15 protein-coding genes and 3 pseudogenes are annotated in these 17900 nt (G+C 61.3%); 8 read left to right on the top strand and 10 right to left on the bottom strand.

Going from position 1 to position 17900, the window contains the following annotated elements:
- Positions 1-13: 13 nt before the first annotated feature.
- Genes GHN92_RS03395 through GHN92_RS03385 form a run of 3 tightly spaced genes read left to right on the top strand, consistent with a single transcriptional unit; the run spans position 14 to position 3847 of the window.
- The gene (locus tag GHN92_RS03395) at positions 14-892 is read left to right on the top strand and encodes an ABC transporter permease (RefSeq protein ID WP_133143997.1); all 879 of its coding nucleotides are present in this window, start codon (positions 14-16) and stop codon (positions 890-892) included.
- Positions 889-2595 carry an ABC transporter ATP-binding protein gene (locus GHN92_RS03390; protein WP_153379368.1) on the top strand — a complete coding sequence of 569 codons (1707 nt, stop codon included), beginning with the start codon at positions 889-891 and terminating at the stop codon, positions 2593-2595. Before GHN92_RS03395 ends, GHN92_RS03390 begins: the two co-directional genes overlap by 4 nt.
- Positions 2596-2620: 25 nt before the next feature.
- Positions 2621-3847, top strand: a complete 1227-nt coding sequence (locus GHN92_RS03385) for an acyl-CoA dehydrogenase family protein (protein WP_133143996.1) — start codon at positions 2621-2623, stop codon at positions 3845-3847.
- Positions 3848-3953: 106 nt separating this feature from the next.
- On the opposite strand, the gene GHN92_RS03380 is transcribed toward GHN92_RS03385, so the two are convergent.
- The 10 genes and pseudogenes from GHN92_RS03380 to GHN92_RS03335 all read right to left on the bottom strand — a co-directional run bounded on the left by GHN92_RS03380 (position 3954) and on the right by GHN92_RS03335 (position 13506).
- Entirely contained in the window at positions 3954-4748 is a 795-nt protein-coding gene (locus tag GHN92_RS03380) for an ABC transporter substrate-binding protein (protein ID WP_133143995.1), read from the bottom strand.
- Positions 4749-4761: 13 nt separating this feature from the next.
- A complete protein-coding gene (locus tag GHN92_RS03375; RefSeq protein WP_095020661.1) occupies positions 4762-5541 on the bottom strand; it encodes an ABC transporter permease in 780 nt (259 codons plus the stop codon).
- Between the two features lie 2 nt (positions 5542-5543).
- Positions 5544-6410, bottom strand: a complete 867-nt coding sequence (locus GHN92_RS03370) for an ABC transporter ATP-binding protein (protein ID WP_133143993.1) — start codon at positions 6408-6410, stop codon at positions 5544-5546.
- Positions 6410-7441, bottom strand: a complete 1032-nt coding sequence (locus tag GHN92_RS03365; protein WP_133143992.1) for an ABC transporter substrate-binding protein — start codon at positions 7439-7441, stop codon at positions 6410-6412. Before GHN92_RS03365 ends, GHN92_RS03370 begins: the two co-directional genes overlap by 1 nt.
- A 100-nt stretch (positions 7442-7541) precedes the next feature.
- Positions 7542-8873, bottom strand: a complete 1332-nt coding sequence (locus tag GHN92_RS03360; RefSeq protein WP_130872484.1) for an LLM class flavin-dependent oxidoreductase — start codon at positions 8871-8873, stop codon at positions 7542-7544.
- Between the two features lie 31 nt (positions 8874-8904).
- Positions 8905-9670: pseudogene (locus GHN92_RS03355) on the bottom strand (ABC transporter ATP-binding protein).
- 25 nt (positions 9671-9695) lie between these two features.
- Complete coding sequence (locus tag GHN92_RS03350; RefSeq protein WP_095027123.1) at positions 9696-10484, bottom strand: ABC transporter permease; 789 nt, start codon at positions 10482-10484, stop codon at positions 9696-9698.
- Positions 10481-11383 carry an ABC transporter permease gene (locus GHN92_RS03345; RefSeq protein WP_130872483.1) on the bottom strand — a complete coding sequence of 301 codons (903 nt, stop codon included), beginning with the start codon at positions 11381-11383 and terminating at the stop codon, positions 10481-10483. The genes GHN92_RS03350 and GHN92_RS03345 overlap by 4 nt, the downstream gene beginning before the upstream one ends.
- A gap of 80 nt (positions 11384-11463) precedes the next feature.
- On the bottom strand, positions 11464-12558 hold the full coding sequence (locus GHN92_RS03340) for an ABC transporter substrate-binding protein (RefSeq protein WP_095002504.1): 1095 nt from the start codon (positions 12556-12558) through the stop codon (positions 11464-11466).
- 36 nt (positions 12559-12594) lie between these two features.
- Positions 12595-13506 (bottom strand): annotated as a pseudogene (locus GHN92_RS03335) (TauD/TfdA dioxygenase family protein).
- A 505-nt stretch (positions 13507-14011) separates the two neighbouring features.
- Here GHN92_RS03335 and GHN92_RS03330 point away from each other — a divergent pair.
- From GHN92_RS03330 to GHN92_RS03310, 5 genes and pseudogenes are all read left to right on the top strand, one after another.
- Entirely contained in the window at positions 14012-14251 is a 240-nt protein-coding gene (locus tag GHN92_RS03330; protein WP_095002587.1) for a type II toxin-antitoxin system RelB/DinJ family antitoxin, read from the top strand.
- Positions 14241-14533: pseudogene (locus tag GHN92_RS03325) on the top strand (type II toxin-antitoxin system RelE/ParE family toxin). The gene GHN92_RS03330 and the pseudogene GHN92_RS03325 overlap by 11 nt, the downstream one beginning before the upstream one ends.
- A 123-nt stretch (positions 14534-14656) precedes the next feature.
- Positions 14657-15868, top strand: a complete 1212-nt coding sequence (locus tag GHN92_RS03320) for a CmpA/NrtA family ABC transporter substrate-binding protein (protein ID WP_133143991.1) — start codon at positions 14657-14659, stop codon at positions 15866-15868.
- A 14-nt stretch (positions 15869-15882) separates the two neighbouring features.
- Positions 15883-16458 carry an ANTAR domain-containing response regulator gene (locus tag GHN92_RS03315; protein WP_019827366.1) on the top strand — a complete coding sequence of 192 codons (576 nt, stop codon included), beginning with the start codon at positions 15883-15885 and terminating at the stop codon, positions 16456-16458.
- A gap of 226 nt (positions 16459-16684) precedes the next feature.
- On the top strand, positions 16685-17896 hold the full coding sequence (locus tag GHN92_RS03310; protein ID WP_153379366.1) for a NarK/NasA family nitrate transporter: 1212 nt from the start codon (positions 16685-16687) through the stop codon (positions 17894-17896).
- Positions 17897-17900: the final 4 nt, after the last annotated feature.

The raw sequence follows: 17900 nt of genomic DNA, 5'->3' as shown, positions 1-17900 counted from the left end.
AAGGAGCTGCCCCATGACCACTGCCGTACTGCCAAACGCTCCGACCGGCTACAGCGAAAGCGTCTGGACGGCCCTGTTGCGCAATCCCTCGGCGCTGATTGGCGCGACCATGCTGGCACTGGTGCTGACCCTGGCACTGCTGGCGGGCACGCTCTACCCCGGTGACCCGCTGGATATGGTCGCCATGCCGATGCTGTGGCCCGGCGACGATCCGGGCTACTTTCTGGGCAGCGACTCACTGGGCCGCGACGTAGCTGCCGGGATCGCCCACGGGGCCCGCGGGTCTTTACTGATTGCCGCCAGCGCCACCCTGATCAGCGTACTGATCGGCGGGCTGGTCGGGGCTCTGGCCGGCTACCACGGCGGCAAGCTGGGGGATGTGCTGATGCGCCTCTGCGAAGTGTTCCAGACCGTGCCGTCTTTTTTGCTGGTGATCGTGATCGTGGCCATCGGCAACCCGACGCTGGGGGTTATCGCGCTGGCGATCGGTATCTCCTCATGGCCCACGGTGGCACGCCTGGTACGCGCCGAGTTCCGTAACCTGCGTGAAGCCGACTTTGTCACTGCCGCGCGCAGCCTGGGCTTCGGCAACAGCGCGATTATCCTGCGCGAAATCCTGCCCAACGCCCTCGCGCCGCTGGTGGTCACCACCTCGATCCTGATCGCCCAGGCGATTCTGGTGGAAGCCGGGCTCGCCTTTCTGGGGATGAGCGACCCGAATCAGGCCAGTTGGGGCGCCATGCTCGGCAGTGGCCGCGAGCAGATCGCCAGCGGCTGGTACCTCACCGCCCTGCCGGGGCTGGCAATCATCTTCGTGGTGCTGGCCCTCAACCTTCTGGGCGACGGTCTCAATGACGCCCTCAACCCTCGCCTGCGACGGTATATCCCATGAGCCTGCTGGACGTACGCGGTTTGCGCGTGAGCTACGACAACGCCGATGCCGTCAAAGACCTGAGTTTCACCCTGCAAGCCGGCGAGACACTGGCGCTGGTGGGTGAGTCCGGCTGCGGTAAATCCACCACGGCCCTGGCCCTGATGGGCCTGCTGCCGGACAACGCCCGGCTGGGCGGTCAGGTCTTGTTCGAAGGCCGCGATCTGCTGGCCATGCCCCCCCGCCAACGGCGCCAATTGCAGGGCAGTGCACAGGGCATGATCTTTCAGGACCCGCTGTCGAGCCTCAACCCCGTACTCACCCTGGGTGAGCAAGTCAGCGAAATCCTGCTGACCCACACTGACCTGACCCGGCGCCAGGCCTGGCAGCGGGCCGAAGAACTGTTCGCCCTGGTGCAATTGCCGCGCCCGGCAGCGCATTTACGTGAGTACCCACAGCACTTGTCGGGCGGCCAGCGCCAGCGGGTAGTGATCGCCATGGCGATTGCATGCCAGCCCCGACTGTTGATCGCCGACGAGCCGACCACGGCGCTGGATGTCAGCGTGCAGGCGCAGATCCTTGAGTTGCTGGCTCGTTTGCGGGGCGAGCTGGGCATGGGTCTGCTGCTGATTACCCATGATCTGGGCGTGGTCGGCCAGCACGCCGACCGGGTCATCGTGATGCACGATGGCCACGCCCTGGAAAGCCGGTCGACCCGCGACCTGATCGAGCACCCGCAACACCCCTACAGTCGCGGCCTGCTGCAGGCGTCGCTGGGGGCTGAACATAAGCAGCATTACTTGAGTAACCGTCTGGCTGAAATCAATGTCGAGCGCCAGCCGGAGCAGGCCACCCGCTATGGCGTCAAGTCCACCCTCTACGCGCCGGGCCGCCAGCCTCGGGCACCCACGGGCAACCCGGCGCTGCTCAAGGTCAGCGACCTGACCACCGGCTATGGCAACAGCACCGTACTTGACCGCATCAGCCTTGAAGTGGGCGAGCGCGAGAGCGTGGGCCTGATGGGCGAGTCGGGTTGCGGCAAGTCGACCCTCAGTCGCACCCTGCTGCGTTTACTGCCCGCACGCAGTGGCACAATCGAATTCGACGGACGCGATATCGCCAGCCTCAAGGACGAGTCGCTGCTGGGCTGGCGCCGTCAGGTGCAAATGATTTTTCAGGATCCCTACGCGGCGCTTAACCCGCGCCACAGCGTGGAGAGCATTCTCGATCGGGTGCAGCGCCTGCACGGGCAGACCGACCCGGGCCAACGCCAGCAGGCCCGCTTCGCAATGCTCGATGCCGTGGGGTTGGCGCGCAGCAGCCTGGCGCGCTTGCCCCATCAGTTTTCCGGTGGCCAGCGCCAGCGCATCGGCATTGCCCGGGCGTTGATCCTCAAGCCGCGGCTGGTGATCTGCGACGAACCGGTATCGGCGCTGGATGTTTCGATCCAGGCGCAGATCCTCAACCTGCTGGTGGAGCTGCGCGAAGAGCTGGGCCTGTCCTATCTGTTTATCTCCCACGACCTGTCGGTAGTGCGCTATTTCGCCGACCGGATTCTGGTGATGGAGCAAGGGCAAATCGTCGAACAGGCCACCCCGCAAACCCTCTGGCATTCACCCCGGCACCCCTACACCCGTCGCCTGCTGGCGGCGATACCCGGCGCCGCTGCGCCGGAACCGGCCCCTCAACCTGTATCCGGCCTGCGCTTTGCCGTCGGCTGGTAATCCGCTCAACGCCAAGGAGCACGACATGTCGCAAATTGACTCTGCCTGGGGCGCCGTCCCGTCGGCGCGATACGAAGCATTGGCGGCCCGTTATCGGCCGGTCTTTGCGCAGATTCGTCAAGGAGCCGTAGATCGCGAACTGGAGCGGCGCTTGCCGCTCCAGGAGTTGCAATGGCTCAAGGAGGCAGGCTTCACCACCCTGCGCGTGCCCAAGGAATATGGTGGTGCCGGCGCCAGCCTGCCGGTACTGTTCAACCTGCTGATCGAACTGGCCGAGGCCGATTCAAACCTGGTGCAATCATTGCGCGGGCACTTCGGTTTTTGTGAAAACCTGCTCAATAGTCGCGACCCTGAGTATCAGGGCGTGTGGCTGGAGCGCCTGGGTCGTGGCGAAACCGTCAGCCCGGCGTCCGGCGAAGTGGGCAATGCCAAACAGCTTGAATTCGGCACCCGCCTGAGCCTTCACGGCGGCCACTGGCAATTGAGTGGCAGCAAGTTCTACACCACCGGTGCGCTGTATGCCGACTGGGTCGATGTCAGCGCCAACAACCCGGATGAACAGCGCGTATCGGTGACGGTGCGCACCAATGATCCGGGGGTGGAAATCATCGACGACTGGAACGGTTTCGGCCAGACGTTGACCGCCAGCGGCACCGCGCATTTTCGCGAAGTGCCGGTGGATCCGCTCAATGTGATTCTGGCTGAAAACCGCTTTCGCTATTCACCGGCTTTTTTCCAGTCTGTGCACACGGCAACCCTGACCGGGATTGGCCGCGCGCTGGCCGACGAAACTGCCGGGCATGTGGCCAGGCGCACCCGCAGCTTCAGCAGCGGCAATGCACCGCGCGTGGCCCACGACCCGCAAGTGCTGCAAGTGGTGGGCAACCTGCGCAGCGCGGCCTATGCCGCCGGCGCTATTGCAGCGCAGAACTTCCAGGCGCTGGAGCGAGTCCATCAGGCCCATTTGAGCAATGATGAACACGCCCTGAGCCACGCCGTGAATATTGCCGAACTGGAAGTGGCGCAGTCGCAAACCATAGTCTCGGACTTGATCATCAAGGCCAGTGGCGATCTGTTTGATGCACTGAGTGCATCGGCCACCCTCAAGCCCTTGGGACTGGACCGTTTCTGGCGCAATGCGCGCACGCTGTCGTCGCATAACCCGCGTATCTACAAGAGTCGCATCGTGGGGGATTTTGCGGTGAACGGCACACCGCCACCGGCGCAATGGCGCATTGGTGTGGCGGAGTAAACCCTGTGGGAGCGGGCTTGCTCGCGATGGCATCGACGCGGTTTGCCTGACAGACCTCACCGTTTGCATCGCGAGCAAGCCCGCTCCCACCGTGGCGTGGTATCGCTCAGTGACACACCAACCCGTCGCCTATTTTCAGGCTGTCTACCAGCAACGCATTGCTGCGCAGCTCCCATGCACGGGTCTGGCCGCCACGGGCCTGCCAGTCGCGCAGTGCCGCATTGATCAACGCGCGGCTCTGCTTGTCGACTACGGGCAGGTAAACCCGCAGGTCGCTGCTTGCCTTCAAGGTCTGCGGTAACAGCGCATAGAAGCGCCAGTCCGGCGCCTGTGCCAGCGCCTGCAAGCTATTGCGTTCTTCCGCCAGCAGGTTGCACTCGCCCGCCATAAACGCCACCGCGGCACGGATCGACGACACATAAGTGCGCAGCTCGGCGCCCTGTTGCTGCAGGGTTTGCGCCCACGGGCTACCCATCGCCAGGCATACGCTTTGCCCGCGCACAGGACGGGCGGGAGCATTGCGCAAGCCAATCAACGCTCCCGCACGGTACTGCACCGGCAAATCCCGCAAGCTCGCCACCCGGTCTGCTTCGACCGGCAGTTTCAGACTGCCGGCAATGACCAGGTCGACGTGGTCGTCACTCAACGGGCCACTCTGCGGCAATGCCTGCAACTGCACCTTCAGTCCAAGGTAAGCCCCCAGGGCCTCGGCCAACTGACTGTCCAGTTCATCCGGCTCAGCCACCAGCGCCTCTTGCCCCAGGCTCGGCCGTGGGTAACTGCGTACGCCCACACGCAAGACCTGGCGCTGTTCGGCCGCCTGCAACAGCGGCCCACGAGGCATCTCACCCGGTGCCAATGGCCATTGCCAGGCGCCCAGCGACACAGCGCCAACCACCACTGCTGCCAGCCACCTAACCACCGTGGCGCAAGCCCCGGCGCCAGTAGGTAAAGCGCCGTTCCAGCAAGGCCAGCAAAAAGTTGAGCAGCAAACCCACCACCGCCAGCAGCAAAATGCCTGCGTACATGCTGGGAATCTGGAACACCTCCTGGGAGTTCAGCGTGAGGAAGCCCAGCCCCGAATGAGCACCAATCATCTCGGCGGCCACCAGTGCCGTGATGCAATACGCACCCGCCAGACGAATCCCGGTAAAGATCGACGGCGACGCCGCCGGCAGCACTATTTTGGTAAACAGAAACCAGCGGTTCGCGCCCATCGACAGCGCCGAGTTGATCAGCAACCCGTCGACCTGCTTAACGCCGCTGATGGTACTCAACAGGATCGGCCAGAACGACGCCCAGAAAATGATCGCGATTTTCGACAGTTCACCGATACCCAGAAACAGAATAAACACCGGAAACAATGCCAGCGCCGAGGTCTGGCGGAAGAACTGCAACAACGGATCAAGCACATGTTCGACCCGTGCAAACCAGCCCATTATCAACCCCAGGCTGACACCGCAGGCAATCGCCAGCAGCAGTCCGGCAAAGGAACGAAACAGGCTGGCCTGCAAGTGCTTGATCAGATCGCCACTGCTGGCCAGGTCGAGCACCGCACCCAGCACCGCCGATGGCGGGCTCAGGTAGCCGGGGTTGACCACGCCCAATTGCGGCAAGGCCTCCCAGAGGGCGAGGAACAGGACAATACCCACCGAGCTGTCGATCACCCGCCGTGAAGTCAATTTAAAGCCCATGTTTACACTCCAATCCGATAACCACCCAGGGTCGCGATGCTCTGCCAGTTCTGAGGCACTGGCGCCGCAACGGGCTCACGGGCCACGTCTGTGACCTCGTCGCGCAGGGCTTCCCAGGCACGCTGGCGGTAATGCACAAAGGCCTGGGTATTACGCAATTCCGGCTGGCGCGGGCGCGGCAGGTCGATGTCGAAGATCTCCTTGATCCGCCCCGGGCGCTGGGTCATCACCGCCACCCGGTCCGACAGGAAAATCGCCTCGTCCAGGCTGTGGGTAATAAACACGATGGTTTTTTTGTGCGTATCCCAAATGCGCAGCAACTCACTCTGCAGGGTCTCGCGGGTTTGCGCGTCGAGGGCGGCGAAAGGTTCGTCCATCAGCAGCACATCCGGGTTGTAGGCCAGCGAGCGGGCAATCGCTACGCGCTGGCGCATGCCGCCGGACAACTCGTGAGGGTAGCGCGAGGCGAAGCCATTGAGGCCCACCAGCTCCAGGTATTCGCGGGCTGTTTCCAGCCGCCGGGCCTTGGCCACCCCGCGGATCTCCAGGCCCACGGCAATGTTGTCGACCACCGTGCGCCAGGGCAGCAATGCATAGCCCTGGAACACAACACCCTGGTTACGGTTGATGCCCTGCAGGGGCCGGCCATCGACCAGAAGGTCGCCGCCGGTCTTGTGCGCAAGCCCTGCAAGGATATTCATAAAGGTCGACTTGCCGCAGCCCGAAGGCCCGAGGATGGACAGGAACTCGCCCTCGCGTACCTGCAGGTCAAACCCCTCCAGCACGGGCACCCGCTCCTCTCGCCCCGCTTCATTCAAGGCCCGGTACTCCATGCTCAGGTCACGGGCGACGATCTTGTGTTCCGGCATCAGGCATGCCCCCGGGCGAACGGGTTGAAGTCGTTGGTGTAGACATCCTTGACCCCTATCGAACCTTTTTTGATCTTGCCTTCGTTTTCGAGAATGTCGATGTAGTACTGAATCGGCGGCTCGGTCACTACCAGGTCATCGACATAGGCAAAGCGCTCCACCAGCTCGAGCTTCATGCCGACGCGCTCGGAGGTAATTTTGCGCGCGTCGTCGGGGTTGGCATTGACCCAGTTGGCCGCGCGGGCGATCGCGTTTACAACGTCGCGGGTAGCCTCCGGGTTCTCGCGGCTGAACTTGCCATACACACTGTAGGGCGCCATGCCGCCCAATCCGCCATCCAGATCGTAGTCGCTCCACAGCTTGCGTAATGCCGGGTTGTGCTCGGCACCGCCGGACGATGGCGGATGAATGATTGCAATGTCGATATTGCCGGTGGCCAGGGTCTGCTCGGCCTGGTTGTCCGGCACCACCACCCAGTTGATCTTGTCGACATTGACGCCCTGCTCGCGCAGGTATTTTTTGGTGACAAATTCGGCGCAGGCGCCAAAGCTGTTGAAGCCTACGGTCTTGCCTTCCAGGTCTTTGGGCTTGACGATGCCGGAGTCGTCGCGCACGAAGTATTTCATGTGCGGAGCCTCTTGCAGGGTCTTGCCGCCGGCGGCCACCACCTTGAGGTCAAGACCACTGGCGATGGCTGAAATCACCAGCGGTACCATGCGCGCGCCGAAGTCTATTTCGCCGGTGCCGGTCAATGGAATGATCTGGGGCGCGGCAATACGGCCGATGTACTTGGGCCGTGCCCGCGAGCCTTCGAAATAGCCGAGGGAGTCGGCGACATAGACCAGATCGAATGAGGGGTTGTCGGGGTATTTGAAGTCCACCACCTGATCGGCGCGGCTCTTGATCACGGCGGCGCTTTTAGCGCCGCTGTCCTTTTTTTCGCAACCGGGCAGCAGAATGCCCGCAGCGCCGACCGCACCCAATACCGCGCAACTACGCAGGAATGCTCTTCTGTTGTTGATCGGGTTCATGCCCGCTCCTTGTGGGTTTTGAATTGTGGGAGCGAGCCTGCTCGCGAAGGCATCAAGGCCAGCTTCGCGAGCAGGCTCGCTCCCACTAGGGTGGGGGGAGTCAGGCGGTTTTCAGGGTGTAGCGCGACTCCGGGCGAGTCAGGCCGTAGTGTTCGCGCAAGGTGCTGCCCGCATACTCACTGCGGAACAAGCCGCGCTGGCGCAAGATCGGCAGCACTTCGTCGAGGAAGACTTCAAAACCATCGGGGAATGCCGGCGGCATCACGTTGAAACCATCCGCCGCACCGCTGCGGAACCACTGCTCAATCAAGTCGGCAATCTGCACCGGGGTACCCACCGGCACCCAATGCCCGCGCGCCCCCGCCAGGCGGTTGATCAGCTGGCGCAAGGTGACGTTTTCGCGGTCGACAATATCGATGATCAGCTTGAAGCGGCTGGACTGGCTTTCGACGCCTTCGAAGTTGATCAGATGGCGCGGAAACGGGGCGTCCAGATCCTGACCCGACAAGTCCACACCCAACATGCGCCGCAATTGGCCCAGGGACACGTGGGGCAATACCAGCTCATTGAGTTCATCAAACTTGCGCTGCGCTTCGGCTTCGGTGCTGGCGATATACGGGCTGATGCCCGGAAGAATTTTCAGCTGGCGCGGGTCGCGGCCCACGGCTTTCGCCCGGGCGCGGATGTCATTGGCAAATTCCGTGGCGCTTTGCAGCGTCTGGTGCGCGGTAAAGATGGCTTCAGCATGCCTGGCGGCAAAATCACGACCATCCTCGGATGAGCCGGCCTGCACCTGCACCGGTCGCCCCTGGGGCGAACGCGGCGAGTTCAGCGGGCCCTTGACCTTATAGTAAGCGCCGACGTGGTTGATCGAGTGCACCTTGCCGCTGTCGGCAAATACCCCGGCGGTTTTATCCAGCACCAGCGCATCGTCTTCCCAGCTGTCCCACAGGTCACCGACCACCTGCACGAACTCTTCGGCCTGGGCGTAGCGATCATGGGCCGAAGGGTGTTCATCAAGCCCAAAGTTGGCCGCTGCGGCAGCCATTGACGTGGTGACAATGTTCCAGCCCGCACGGCCCTTGCTCAGGTGATCCAGCGCGCTGAACGAACGCGCCAGGTTGTAAGGTTCGCTGTAGGTGGTGCTGGCCGTGGCAATCAGGCCGATGCGCTGGGTAACCGCCGCAATGGCTGCCAGCCAGGTCACCGGCTCGAAGCGGATGCGCAGGCCTTCGCGGCCGCTTTCGGCCAGTGACGGCGAGTCGGCAAAGAAAATCGCATCGAGCTTTTCGCGCTCGGCGCGTAACGCCAGCTGCTGGTAGTAGCCAATGTCCATGGACGACTCCGGCACTGACTGCGGGTGGCGCCAGGCGGCTTCGTGATGGCCGTTGGGGTAGATAAACAGGTTGAGGCTGAGCTGACGTTCGGACATGTTCTGTTCTCTGAATTCAGGTGGCAGGGGTTCAATGCAATTCGGCGAAGTCACTCAGCACGTCGTCGCGCAGGGCGATAAAGCGGCTGTCACTGCGGTTGCGCGGGCGCGGCAGGTCGATATCGAGGATGCGCCGGATACGCCCGGGGTTGGGCTGCATGACCACCACGCGATCACCGAGAAACACAGCCTCATCCACATCGTGTGGTCACCAGGATCATGGTGATTTTTTCCTTGGCCCAGATGTTTTGCAGCTCGCCCTGCAAGCGCGCCCGGGTCAGAGCATCGAGGGCGCCAAGGGGTTCGTCGAGCAACAGCACGCTGGGGCGGTTGACCAGCCCCCGGGCAATCGCCACACGCTGGGCCATGCCGCCGGAAATCTGGTGCGGGTAGGCGTCGATAAAGTCCTGCAGGCCCACCAGTTCGATATGTTCGCGCACGGTGTCGCGCTTTTCCTTTGTGCTCAGCGGCGAGTTTTTCAGCGCCACGGCAACGTTCTGTTCAACGTTGAGCCAGGGGAACAAACGGTGATCCTGAAACACGATGCCGCGCTCCAGCCCCGTGCCGTCGATGGGCTGGCCATTTAGCAGGATGCGCCCCTCGTACTCCTCGTCCAGGCCCAGAATCAGGCGCAGCAGGGTGGACTTGCCGCAACCGCTGGCACCGACGATGCTGATAAATTCGCCGGGAGCGATATCCAGCTGGATATTGTCCAGCACTTGCAACTGGCTGCTGCTACCGGGGCGCGAAGCAAAGCGCTTGCTGATGTTTTCCAGGGTCAGGCTGTTATTGAGCATGCTGCAATCCTTTTGAAAGTGCCGATTAACGCGGTTCAATGCCGTACAGGCGTTGCATGCGTCGCTCAAAAATTCGGGCCAGGGCATTGAGGCTCCAGCCCACCAGGCCGATGACCACCATGCCGAACAGCACCAGGTCCATCATGAAATGCTCGCTGCCATCGATCAGCGTGTTGCCGATGCCCTCCCCCGACACCAGCAGATATTCGGCGCCGATGGTCGCCAGCCACGAGTACACCAGCGCCAGATACAGCCCGGTGAAAATCGAGGGCAAGGCGGCGGGCAGCATGACTCCGACGATGGTCTGCCAACGGCTGAAGCGGTAGACCCGCGCCACTTCCAGCAGGTTGGGCGGCACATTGCGCAGGCCGTCGCAGGTATTGACCACCACCGGCACCAGGGCCGCCAGTGACAAAAACACCACCTTGGCCACATCGCCCAGGCCGAACCACACCGAGATCAGCGGGATCCAGGCGAACAGCGAAATCTGTTTGAAGGTGTTGAAGCTCGGGCCTACCAAACGCTCGAAATAGTGCGACAGGCCCAGCAGGCAACCCAGCACCAGGCCCAGGGCGGTGCCGATAAAAAAGCCGCTGAGGTTGCGCGTCAGGCTGGCGCTGATGGCCCGCCAGAACTTGCCCGAAGCGATCTGATCCCAGGCCGTGGCCGCCACTTTCTCCGGTGAAACCAGCAGCCCGGACTGGCTCCAGCCCAAATGCGAAGCCAGCCACCACAGGGCGACGGCACTGATCGGCAACACCCAGCCGCGATAGCGACGGCTGCTGCCATGACTGATAGCCAATGCGCTGCTCATGACAGGCGCCCCGCTACCGATGCGCGGCCACGATTAAGGCGGCGCTCGGCATAATCAAAACCACGGTCGATCACCAGGCCGATCGCCCCGACCACCACCACGGCGGCCATCACCAGATCCAGCTGGAACAGTTGGCGACCATAGACAATCAGGTAACCCAGCCCTTCGCTCGACGCCACCAGCTCAACCACTACCAGCGACAGCCAGGCCTTGGTGAAGCCCAGGCGCAGGCCGGTAAACAGGGTCGGGATAGCCGCCGGCAACACGATAAACACCACACTTTGCCAGCGGCTGAAACCATAGGCCCGCCCTGCTTCCAGCAAGCCCTTGGGCGCCTGGTGGAAAGCCTGCAAGGTGCACAGGGTGATCGGCACCATCGCCGCCTTGGCAATCAGCACGTACTTGAGCGGCTCGCCGATGCCGAACAGCAACAAGGCAAACGGCAACCAGCCCAAGACCGGGATTTGCACAATGGCATTGAAGGTGGGCAGCAGATAATCCTCGACGGTTTTCGACAACCCCATCGCCAGCCCCAGCGCCACACCGATAGCGCCCCCCAGGGCAAACCCGACGACTACCCGCTGCAGGCTGGCGGCAGCATTTATCCACAGGTCGCCAGAAGCAAAGAGATCCGACAGGGTTTCGTAAACATAGGCTGGCGGCGGCAAGACCTGCTCTGACAGCCAGCCCTGCTCAACCCCCAGATACCACAGGCCCAGCAGGGTCAGCGGCAAGAGCCAGGGCAAGCTCCGGTCACCCAGGGTCGTGGCCCAGGCCGAGGTGCGCGGCACTTCGACCTTGCGTACCGGGCGTGCCGGGGCCGGTGGCAAACGCTTGACGTTGCCCTTGGGTAGCGCCGGTGCGTACTGCTGCGGTATGACGGTCTGTGCCCTGGCCATATGCCTGGCTCCTTTGTTGCTACTACAAAAAACGGATTCCCTGTGGGCTCCCACAGGGGTATCCCCATAAGGGTATGCAGCTACTTGCCCGCTACCGCATTGCCGGCGGGCTGTTTGCCATCCACGCCATAGGCCGTCCAGAAGCTCTCCAAGCCCTTGGCTTTCAACGCGGTCTGCAAATAGTTCGGCTCAAACCAGCCTTCGATACTCACCGGGCGGCGGATCAGCTTTTCGTCCTTGGCCTGCTCTGCCACTGCCTGGTAGCGACTCACCAGAAAGGTGTCGATCAGCGGCGAATTCCGGTCCCGCAAACTGACCCCGGTAAAGTCGGCGCGCAGTGAGTCCACCGGGTCGTTGCTCTTGGCCCACTCGCTGAACACCTCATCACGATGGCTGTCTTCGGACGCCCATTTCGCCGCATCCACCAGGGTATCGACGACTTTTTGCACATTGCCCGGGTGCTCTTTTTCATAGGCACCGCGCACCACCAAGGCGGTCTGACGGGTGTAGCGCACATCCTGGGCAGGGTTGTCGTAAACGATGTCGATCAGGCCCTTGTCACGCAGCTTGAACAGCTCACGACCACCGAAGGCCGCATCCACGCCATTGGAAACCAGGGCTGCCTGGGTACTGCCGGCATCGAGGTTGATCACCTTGATATCGCGCTCGCTCATGCCGTGCGCTGCCAGCAGGTTGATCGACACCAGATGACCGTTGGTGCCGCGAAACACCGCGACCTTCTTGCCTTTGAGGTCTTCGATGGTCTTGATGTCAGAGCCCTTTGGCACCGCCAGATACAGGTTGGCCCGCACCCCCAGTGCTGCCAGCAGTTTGGTGTCCAGCCCGTTGGAGCGCCCGACCACCGCCGGCAGATCACCCTGATAGGCGAAGTCCAGCTGCTGGTTGGACAACGCTTCGTTGACCGCAGGGCCAGCGCCTTTGAAGAAGAACCACTGCACCTCGGTGCCGGTGCCGGCGAAGGCTTTTTCCAGCAGTTGCTGGTTACGCACGATGCCCAGCGGCGAGCCACTGAACGTGACCGGATCACCGCCACCGGCGCTCGCCACACCGACGCGCAACACATCGGCCTCGGCCAGCGGAACAGCCATGACCGCCGCCAGCACGGCGGCAATGCGGGTCTTGCGCAACAGGGCATTTACTTTGAATGTGGCCATGGGCAGGTCTTCCTTGAAGCAATAAGGCGCGGCCCGTCAGGCGGCGAGGTGTTTTTTGTCGGCTTCGGTTTTCGGCGAGCGGGTGTCCGGGGTCGGCTTGAGCGCCTGGCTCAGGCGGCCGTCGACACCCACCGGCACATCGCCGTCGATGGTGGTGCGACGTACGATGCGCGGGGCATCGTCGTAGTCGTTGATCGCAATATGCTGGGTGGCGCGGTTATCCCAGATCACCACATCACCTTCCTGCCAGCGCCAGCGCACGGTGTTGTCGACATGGGTAATGCGGTCATGGAACAGGCGAATCAGTTGCTTGGAATCGTTGCTGCTCACACCCTGAATATCTTTGACAAAGTGGCCCAGCAACAAACTTCTTTCGCCCGATTCCGGGTGAACGCGAACCAGCGGATGTTCAGTTTCATAAACTTCGGCAGTGAACTGTTCGCGATAGCGCTTGAGACCGGACTCATCGGTACCGCGAGGCGTCGCATAGTCATAAACATTGGTGTGCAGAGCGCGCAAATTGTCCGCAAGTTGCTTTAACGGCTCGGGTAAATCGTTATAAGCCGATGCGGTATTGGCCCACACTGTGTCGCCGCCATAGGGTGGAATGACCACACCGCGCAAGATGGAGATTTTCGGGTAATTGGCCACAAAGGTCACATCGGTATGCTAGGAGTTGGCGCGGGTTTCCTTGGCGTCCAGGTGCAGGATGGCGGAACTTTGCTCGGCAGAGCGCACGGTCGGGTGGGGCACCTGATCACCGAAGCGGCGGGAAAATGCTTCGTGCTCGGCGTCGCTTAAATGCTGGTCGCGAAAGAACAGGACTTTATATTTCAACAAGGCCTGATGAATAAACTCGAATGTTTCGCCACTGATATCACCGCCCAGTTTTACGCCTTCAAGTTGTGCACCAATTCGACCCGCTACGGGTTTTACTTGAATAGTCATCGCCCCACTCCTGCTTCACGAGTTGTTGTGAACAGATCATAAAGGCATAAAAACTCGGGCAGCCAATCACTTTTTAGTCTAACGATAGATGAGCAGTTTTATAGAACATGTCCGGTGTTAGCGGCGTTAAATGGTTATAAACTTTTCAGTTGTAAGTTAATAACCCTTTCAATTATTCACCTGTTTGCCTGGCTCGCGCATAACCGCTTTACGACGTGGCAACCGGCCATTGAGCAGCGGTGGAGCGAGACTCTTCCCCGATTTGGACAGGCGCAAGCGAGCGGAATTACGCTCGGATGTTTCACGGGAATGAAAGCGAATCGTCGTACGAATCACCTGATTATCTCTAGCTAGGCTCACAGAACTGACCACCCTTCTTTGGTTTGGTGGCTTAAATTCAGGAGCGCATATGAACAACGCAGAACACTTAACCGCCCAATGGCACTTGCAAAAGAAACGGGCAGAGGTCAGCGTAATGACAAACGTCATTACACGAGTCAAAGCCATGGCCTCCATCAACATTCGCATTGACGATGAACTCAAAGCCCGCGCTTACCAGGAACTTGAGCGCCTGGGTGTCACCCCCTCTGAACTGGTCCGCCAGGCATTTCAGTACGTAGCCGAACGCGGCCAACTGCCCTTTCGCCCCATGCTGGTAACCGAAGAAGACGAAGCCCTCATCAACACTGTGCGCGAACGCCTGGCGGCACCACAAAGGGTCAAGGTAACACTGGATGACCTTTGATCTTGAGTTTGAGTTTGACCAGCGCGCACTCAAGGAATGGCACAAGCTCGCAGACCGGTCAGGCAGCAATTCAAGAGCAAACTGTCAGAGGTGTTGCTCAACCCCCGCGTTGAAGCCAACCGGCTGCGCAAGCTGCCCGATTGCTACAAAATCAAGTTACGCAGCGCGGGTTACCGACTGATCTATCAGGTCATTGATCAAGAGGTTGTGGTGTTCGTCGTCGCCGTTGACAAGCGCGAACACGAGACCGCGTATCGCAAGGCGCAAGACCGCTTGAAGTAAGCCACCCCATTAAAGGCAAGCGCAAATCCAAAGCCCTGTAAAATCCAGGTTTTCAACTGGGTCAACACCTCTGGCATATGCCTTGCACCCTCGCAGTATGCTTTTGCCAAGGTGCTGCCTCCCATGAACGAATCACTCGCCGGGCCTCTGGCCTGGGTCAACGGCAGCGATGCCCCGGAAAAAACCGAAATCAATCTCGGTTTTATGGCCCTCAGCGATTGTGCCTCGGTGGTGGTGGCCGCCACTCAAGGGTTCGCCCAGCCCTTCGGGCTGACGCTGAACCTCAAGCGCCAGTCGTCCTGGGCCAGCCTGCGGGACAATCTGGTCAACGGCCAGCTCGACGCCGCCCACAGCCTCTACGGGCTGATCTACGCCGTGCACCTGGGCATTGGCGGCGTGGCGGCCACCGACATGAGCGTACTCATGGGGCTTAACCAAAACGGCCAGAGCCTCAACCTCTCCCACGGTTTACAGGCCCTGGGCGTGACCCGTCCTGAGGCGCTGCAACAACACGTGCACCAAAGTCGATCGAAACTGACCTTCGCCCAGACTTTTCCCACGGGCACTCATGCCATGTGGCTGTATTACTGGCTGGCGAGTCAGGGCATTCATCCGCTGCAAGACGTCAACAGCGTAGTGGTACCACCGCAACAGATGGTTGCGCACTTGCAGGCAGGTCGCATTGACGGCTTTTGCGTCGGCGAGCCGTGGGCTGCCAGCGCGGTTGCACAGAATATGGGGTTTACCCTCGCCACCACCCAGGCGCTGTGGCCCGATCACCCGGAAAAAGTCCTGGGCTGTACCCGGGCGTTTGTCGAGCAGTACCCCAATACCGCCCGGGCGCTGGTGATGGCGATCCTGGAAGCCAGCCGCTTTATCGAGCAGAACGACGAAAACCGGCGCAGTACCGCGCAGTTGCTGAGCGCCCCCGAGTACCTGAATGCACCCGTAGAGTGCATCGCGCCGCGTCTGCTCGGCGACTACAACGACGGCCTGGGCAAGCACTGGCAAGACCCGCACGCCCTGCGTTTTTATGGTGACGGCGAGGTCAACCTGCCGTACCTGTCCGATGGCATGTGGTTTATGACCCAGTTCCGCCGCTGGGGCTTGCTGCGCGAAGACCCGGACTACCTCGGTGTTGCCCGTCAGGTTCAGCAATTGGCCCTGTACCGCGACGCGGCCAACGCCGTTAAGGTGCCGGCAGGTGCCGCAAACATGCGCAGCAGCCAGTTGCTCGATGGCAAGGTGTGGGACGGCTCGGATCCCGCAGGCTATGCCCGAAGTTTTGCGCTGCATGCCATGAGCACCCGCGCTCCTCTTGCTGCCCGTCGTTGACTGGAGCCACCCCCATGCTGCGTATCTTGCTGATCAACGACACGGCGAAAAAAGTCGGCCGCCTGAAAGCCGCGCTGAGTGAAGCCGGATTTGAGGTAATCGATGAGTCGGGCCTGACCATCGACCTGCCTGCTCGCGTCGAAACGGTGCGCCCGGACGTGATCCTGATCGATACCGAGTCGCCAAGCCGCGATGTGATGGAGCAAGTGGTGTTGGTGTCTAGGGACCAACCACGACCGATTGTCATGTTCACCGACGAGCACGACCCAGGCGTGATGCGTCAGGCGATCAAGTCAGGGGTTAGCGCCTACATTGTCGAAGGCATTCACGCACAGCGCTTGCAGCCAATTCTCGATGTGGCCATGGCTCGCTTCGAGAGCGACCAGGCCCTGCGCGCCCAACTGCATGCCCGCGACCAGCAACTGGCCGAGCGCAAGCGCATCGAACTGGCCAAGGGTCTGCTGATGAAGATGAAAAGCTGCAACGAAGAAGAGGCCTACACCCTGATGCGCCGCCAGGCCATGAGCCGCCAACAAAAACTGATACAGGTGGCGGAACAGATCATAGCCATGAGTGAGCTTCTGGGTTGACCCATGATCCTCCTCAATTGGCACAGTTTTCGCTAAGCAATCCTTACCGGTAACCAACGGCGGTTGCCCCATCTACGACAGAGACGTCGCTCCCCTGATTCGCCCATGGCGGATCCGGCAGCGGCGTTTTTTCGTTTTGGCCCCAGCGACCGGGGCCGGTGGTGCGGCCGTTACGGCGCCCCATCGCAACTCTTCTTCTAAAAACGATCAACCGTTGAGGTGCGCGATGAATTCAAGCTTCTGGAAGTCCGGCCATACTCCAACCCTGTTCGCGGCGTTTCTGTATTTCGACCTGAGTTTTATGGTCTGGTATCTGCTCGGCCCACTGGCCGTGCAAATCGCCACCGACCTGCACCTGACCACGCAACAGCGTGGGCTGGTGGTGGCCACGCCGATCCTCGCGGGGGCCGTGCTGCGCTTTGTGATGGGCCTGCTGGCTGATCGCCTGTCTCCCAAAACCGCCGGGCTGATCGGTCAGGTCATTGTTATTGGTGCGCTGTTTGTGGCCTGGAAGCACGGTATTCACAGCTACGAGCAGGCTCTTTTGCTGGGGCTGTTTCTGGGCATGGCTGGCGCCTCGTTTGCCGTTGCGTTGCCGCTGGCCTCGCAGTGGTATCCACCGCAACACCAGGGCAAGGCAATGGGCATCGCCGGTGCAGGCAACTCTGGCACGGTGTTCGCTGCGCTACTGGCCCCGGTGCTGGCAGCGGCCTATGGCTGGAGCAATGTGTTCGGCTTTGCCCTGATCCCGCTGGTGCTGTGCATTTTCGTGTTTGCCTGGTTGGCCAAAAACGCCCCGGAACGGCCCGTGGCCAAGTCCATGAGTGATTACTTCAAGGCCCTGGGCGACCGCGACAGTTGGTGGTTCATGTTTTTCTACAGCGTGACGTTCGGCGGCTTTATCGGCCTGGCCAGCGCCCTGCCCGGCTACTTCAATGATCAATACGGCCTGAGCCCGGTGACTGCCGGCTACTACACCGCGGCCTGTGTGTTTGGCGGCAGTTTGATGCGGCCGCTGGGCGGTGCGCTGGCGGATCGCTTCGGCGGTATTCGTACCCTGTTGGGGATGTACACCCTGGCGACCATCAGCATCGCCGCCGTAGGTTTCAACCTGCCAAGCTCCTATACAGCACTGGCGCTTTTCGTCTGCACAATGCTGGGATTGGGTGCAGGTAACAGGGCAGTTTTCCAATTGGTGCCTCAGCGCTTTCGTCGTGAAATTGGCGTTATGACGGGCTTGATCGGCATGGCAGGCGGCATTGGTGGTTTCGCCCTCGCAGCAGGCATGGGCGCGATTAAACAAAGCACCGGCAGCTATCAACTGGCCTTGTGGTTATTTGCCAGCCTTGGCGTACTGGCCTGGTTCGGCCTGCACGGGGTCAAGCGCCGCTGGAGAACAACCTGGGGCTCGGCTGCCGTGACCGCTGCCCGAGTGTGAGACT

The organism is Pseudomonas sp. FSL R10-2964, from assembly GCF_009600035.1.
Lineage (GTDB): Bacteria > Pseudomonadota > Gammaproteobacteria > Pseudomonadales > Pseudomonadaceae > Aquipseudomonas > Aquipseudomonas bubulae.
Note: the sequence above shows the minus strand (reverse complement) of the source record. Positions and strands in the feature narration are given on the sequence as shown.

Coding starts and splice junctions, on each gene's coding strand:
- GHN92_RS03330 (WP_095002587.1), top strand. CDS start 14,012: ATGGCCTCCATCAACATTCGCATTGACGATGAACTCAAAGCCCGCGCT.
- GHN92_RS03315 (WP_019827366.1), top strand. CDS start 15,883: ATGCTGCGTATCTTGCTGATCAACGACACGGCGAAAAAAGTCGGCCGC.
- GHN92_RS03390 (WP_153379368.1), top strand. CDS start 889: ATGAGCCTGCTGGACGTACGCGGTTTGCGCGTGAGCTACGACAACGCC.
- GHN92_RS03375 (WP_095020661.1), bottom strand. CDS start 5,541: ATGGGCTTTAAATTGACTTCACGGCGGGTGATCGACAGCTCGGTGGGT.
- GHN92_RS03345 (WP_130872483.1), bottom strand. CDS start 11,383: ATGGCCAGGGCACAGACCGTCATACCGCAGCAGTACGCACCGGCGCTA.
- GHN92_RS03395 (WP_133143997.1), top strand. CDS start 14: ATGACCACTGCCGTACTGCCAAACGCTCCGACCGGCTACAGCGAAAGC.
- GHN92_RS03350 (WP_095027123.1), bottom strand. CDS start 10,484: ATGAGCAGCGCATTGGCTATCAGTCATGGCAGCAGCCGTCGCTATCGC.
- GHN92_RS03320 (WP_133143991.1), top strand. CDS start 14,657: ATGAACGAATCACTCGCCGGGCCTCTGGCCTGGGTCAACGGCAGCGAT.
- GHN92_RS03360 (WP_130872484.1), bottom strand. CDS start 8,873: ATGTCCGAACGTCAGCTCAGCCTCAACCTGTTTATCTACCCCAACGGC.
- GHN92_RS03310 (WP_153379366.1), top strand. CDS start 16,685: ATGAATTCAAGCTTCTGGAAGTCCGGCCATACTCCAACCCTGTTCGCG.
- GHN92_RS03365 (WP_133143992.1), bottom strand. CDS start 7,441: ATGAACCCGATCAACAACAGAAGAGCATTCCTGCGTAGTTGCGCGGTA.
- GHN92_RS03370 (WP_133143993.1), bottom strand. CDS start 6,410: ATGCCGGAACACAAGATCGTCGCCCGTGACCTGAGCATGGAGTACCGG.
- GHN92_RS03340 (WP_095002504.1), bottom strand. CDS start 12,558: ATGGCCACATTCAAAGTAAATGCCCTGTTGCGCAAGACCCGCATTGCC.
- GHN92_RS03385 (WP_133143996.1), top strand. CDS start 2,621: ATGTCGCAAATTGACTCTGCCTGGGGCGCCGTCCCGTCGGCGCGATAC.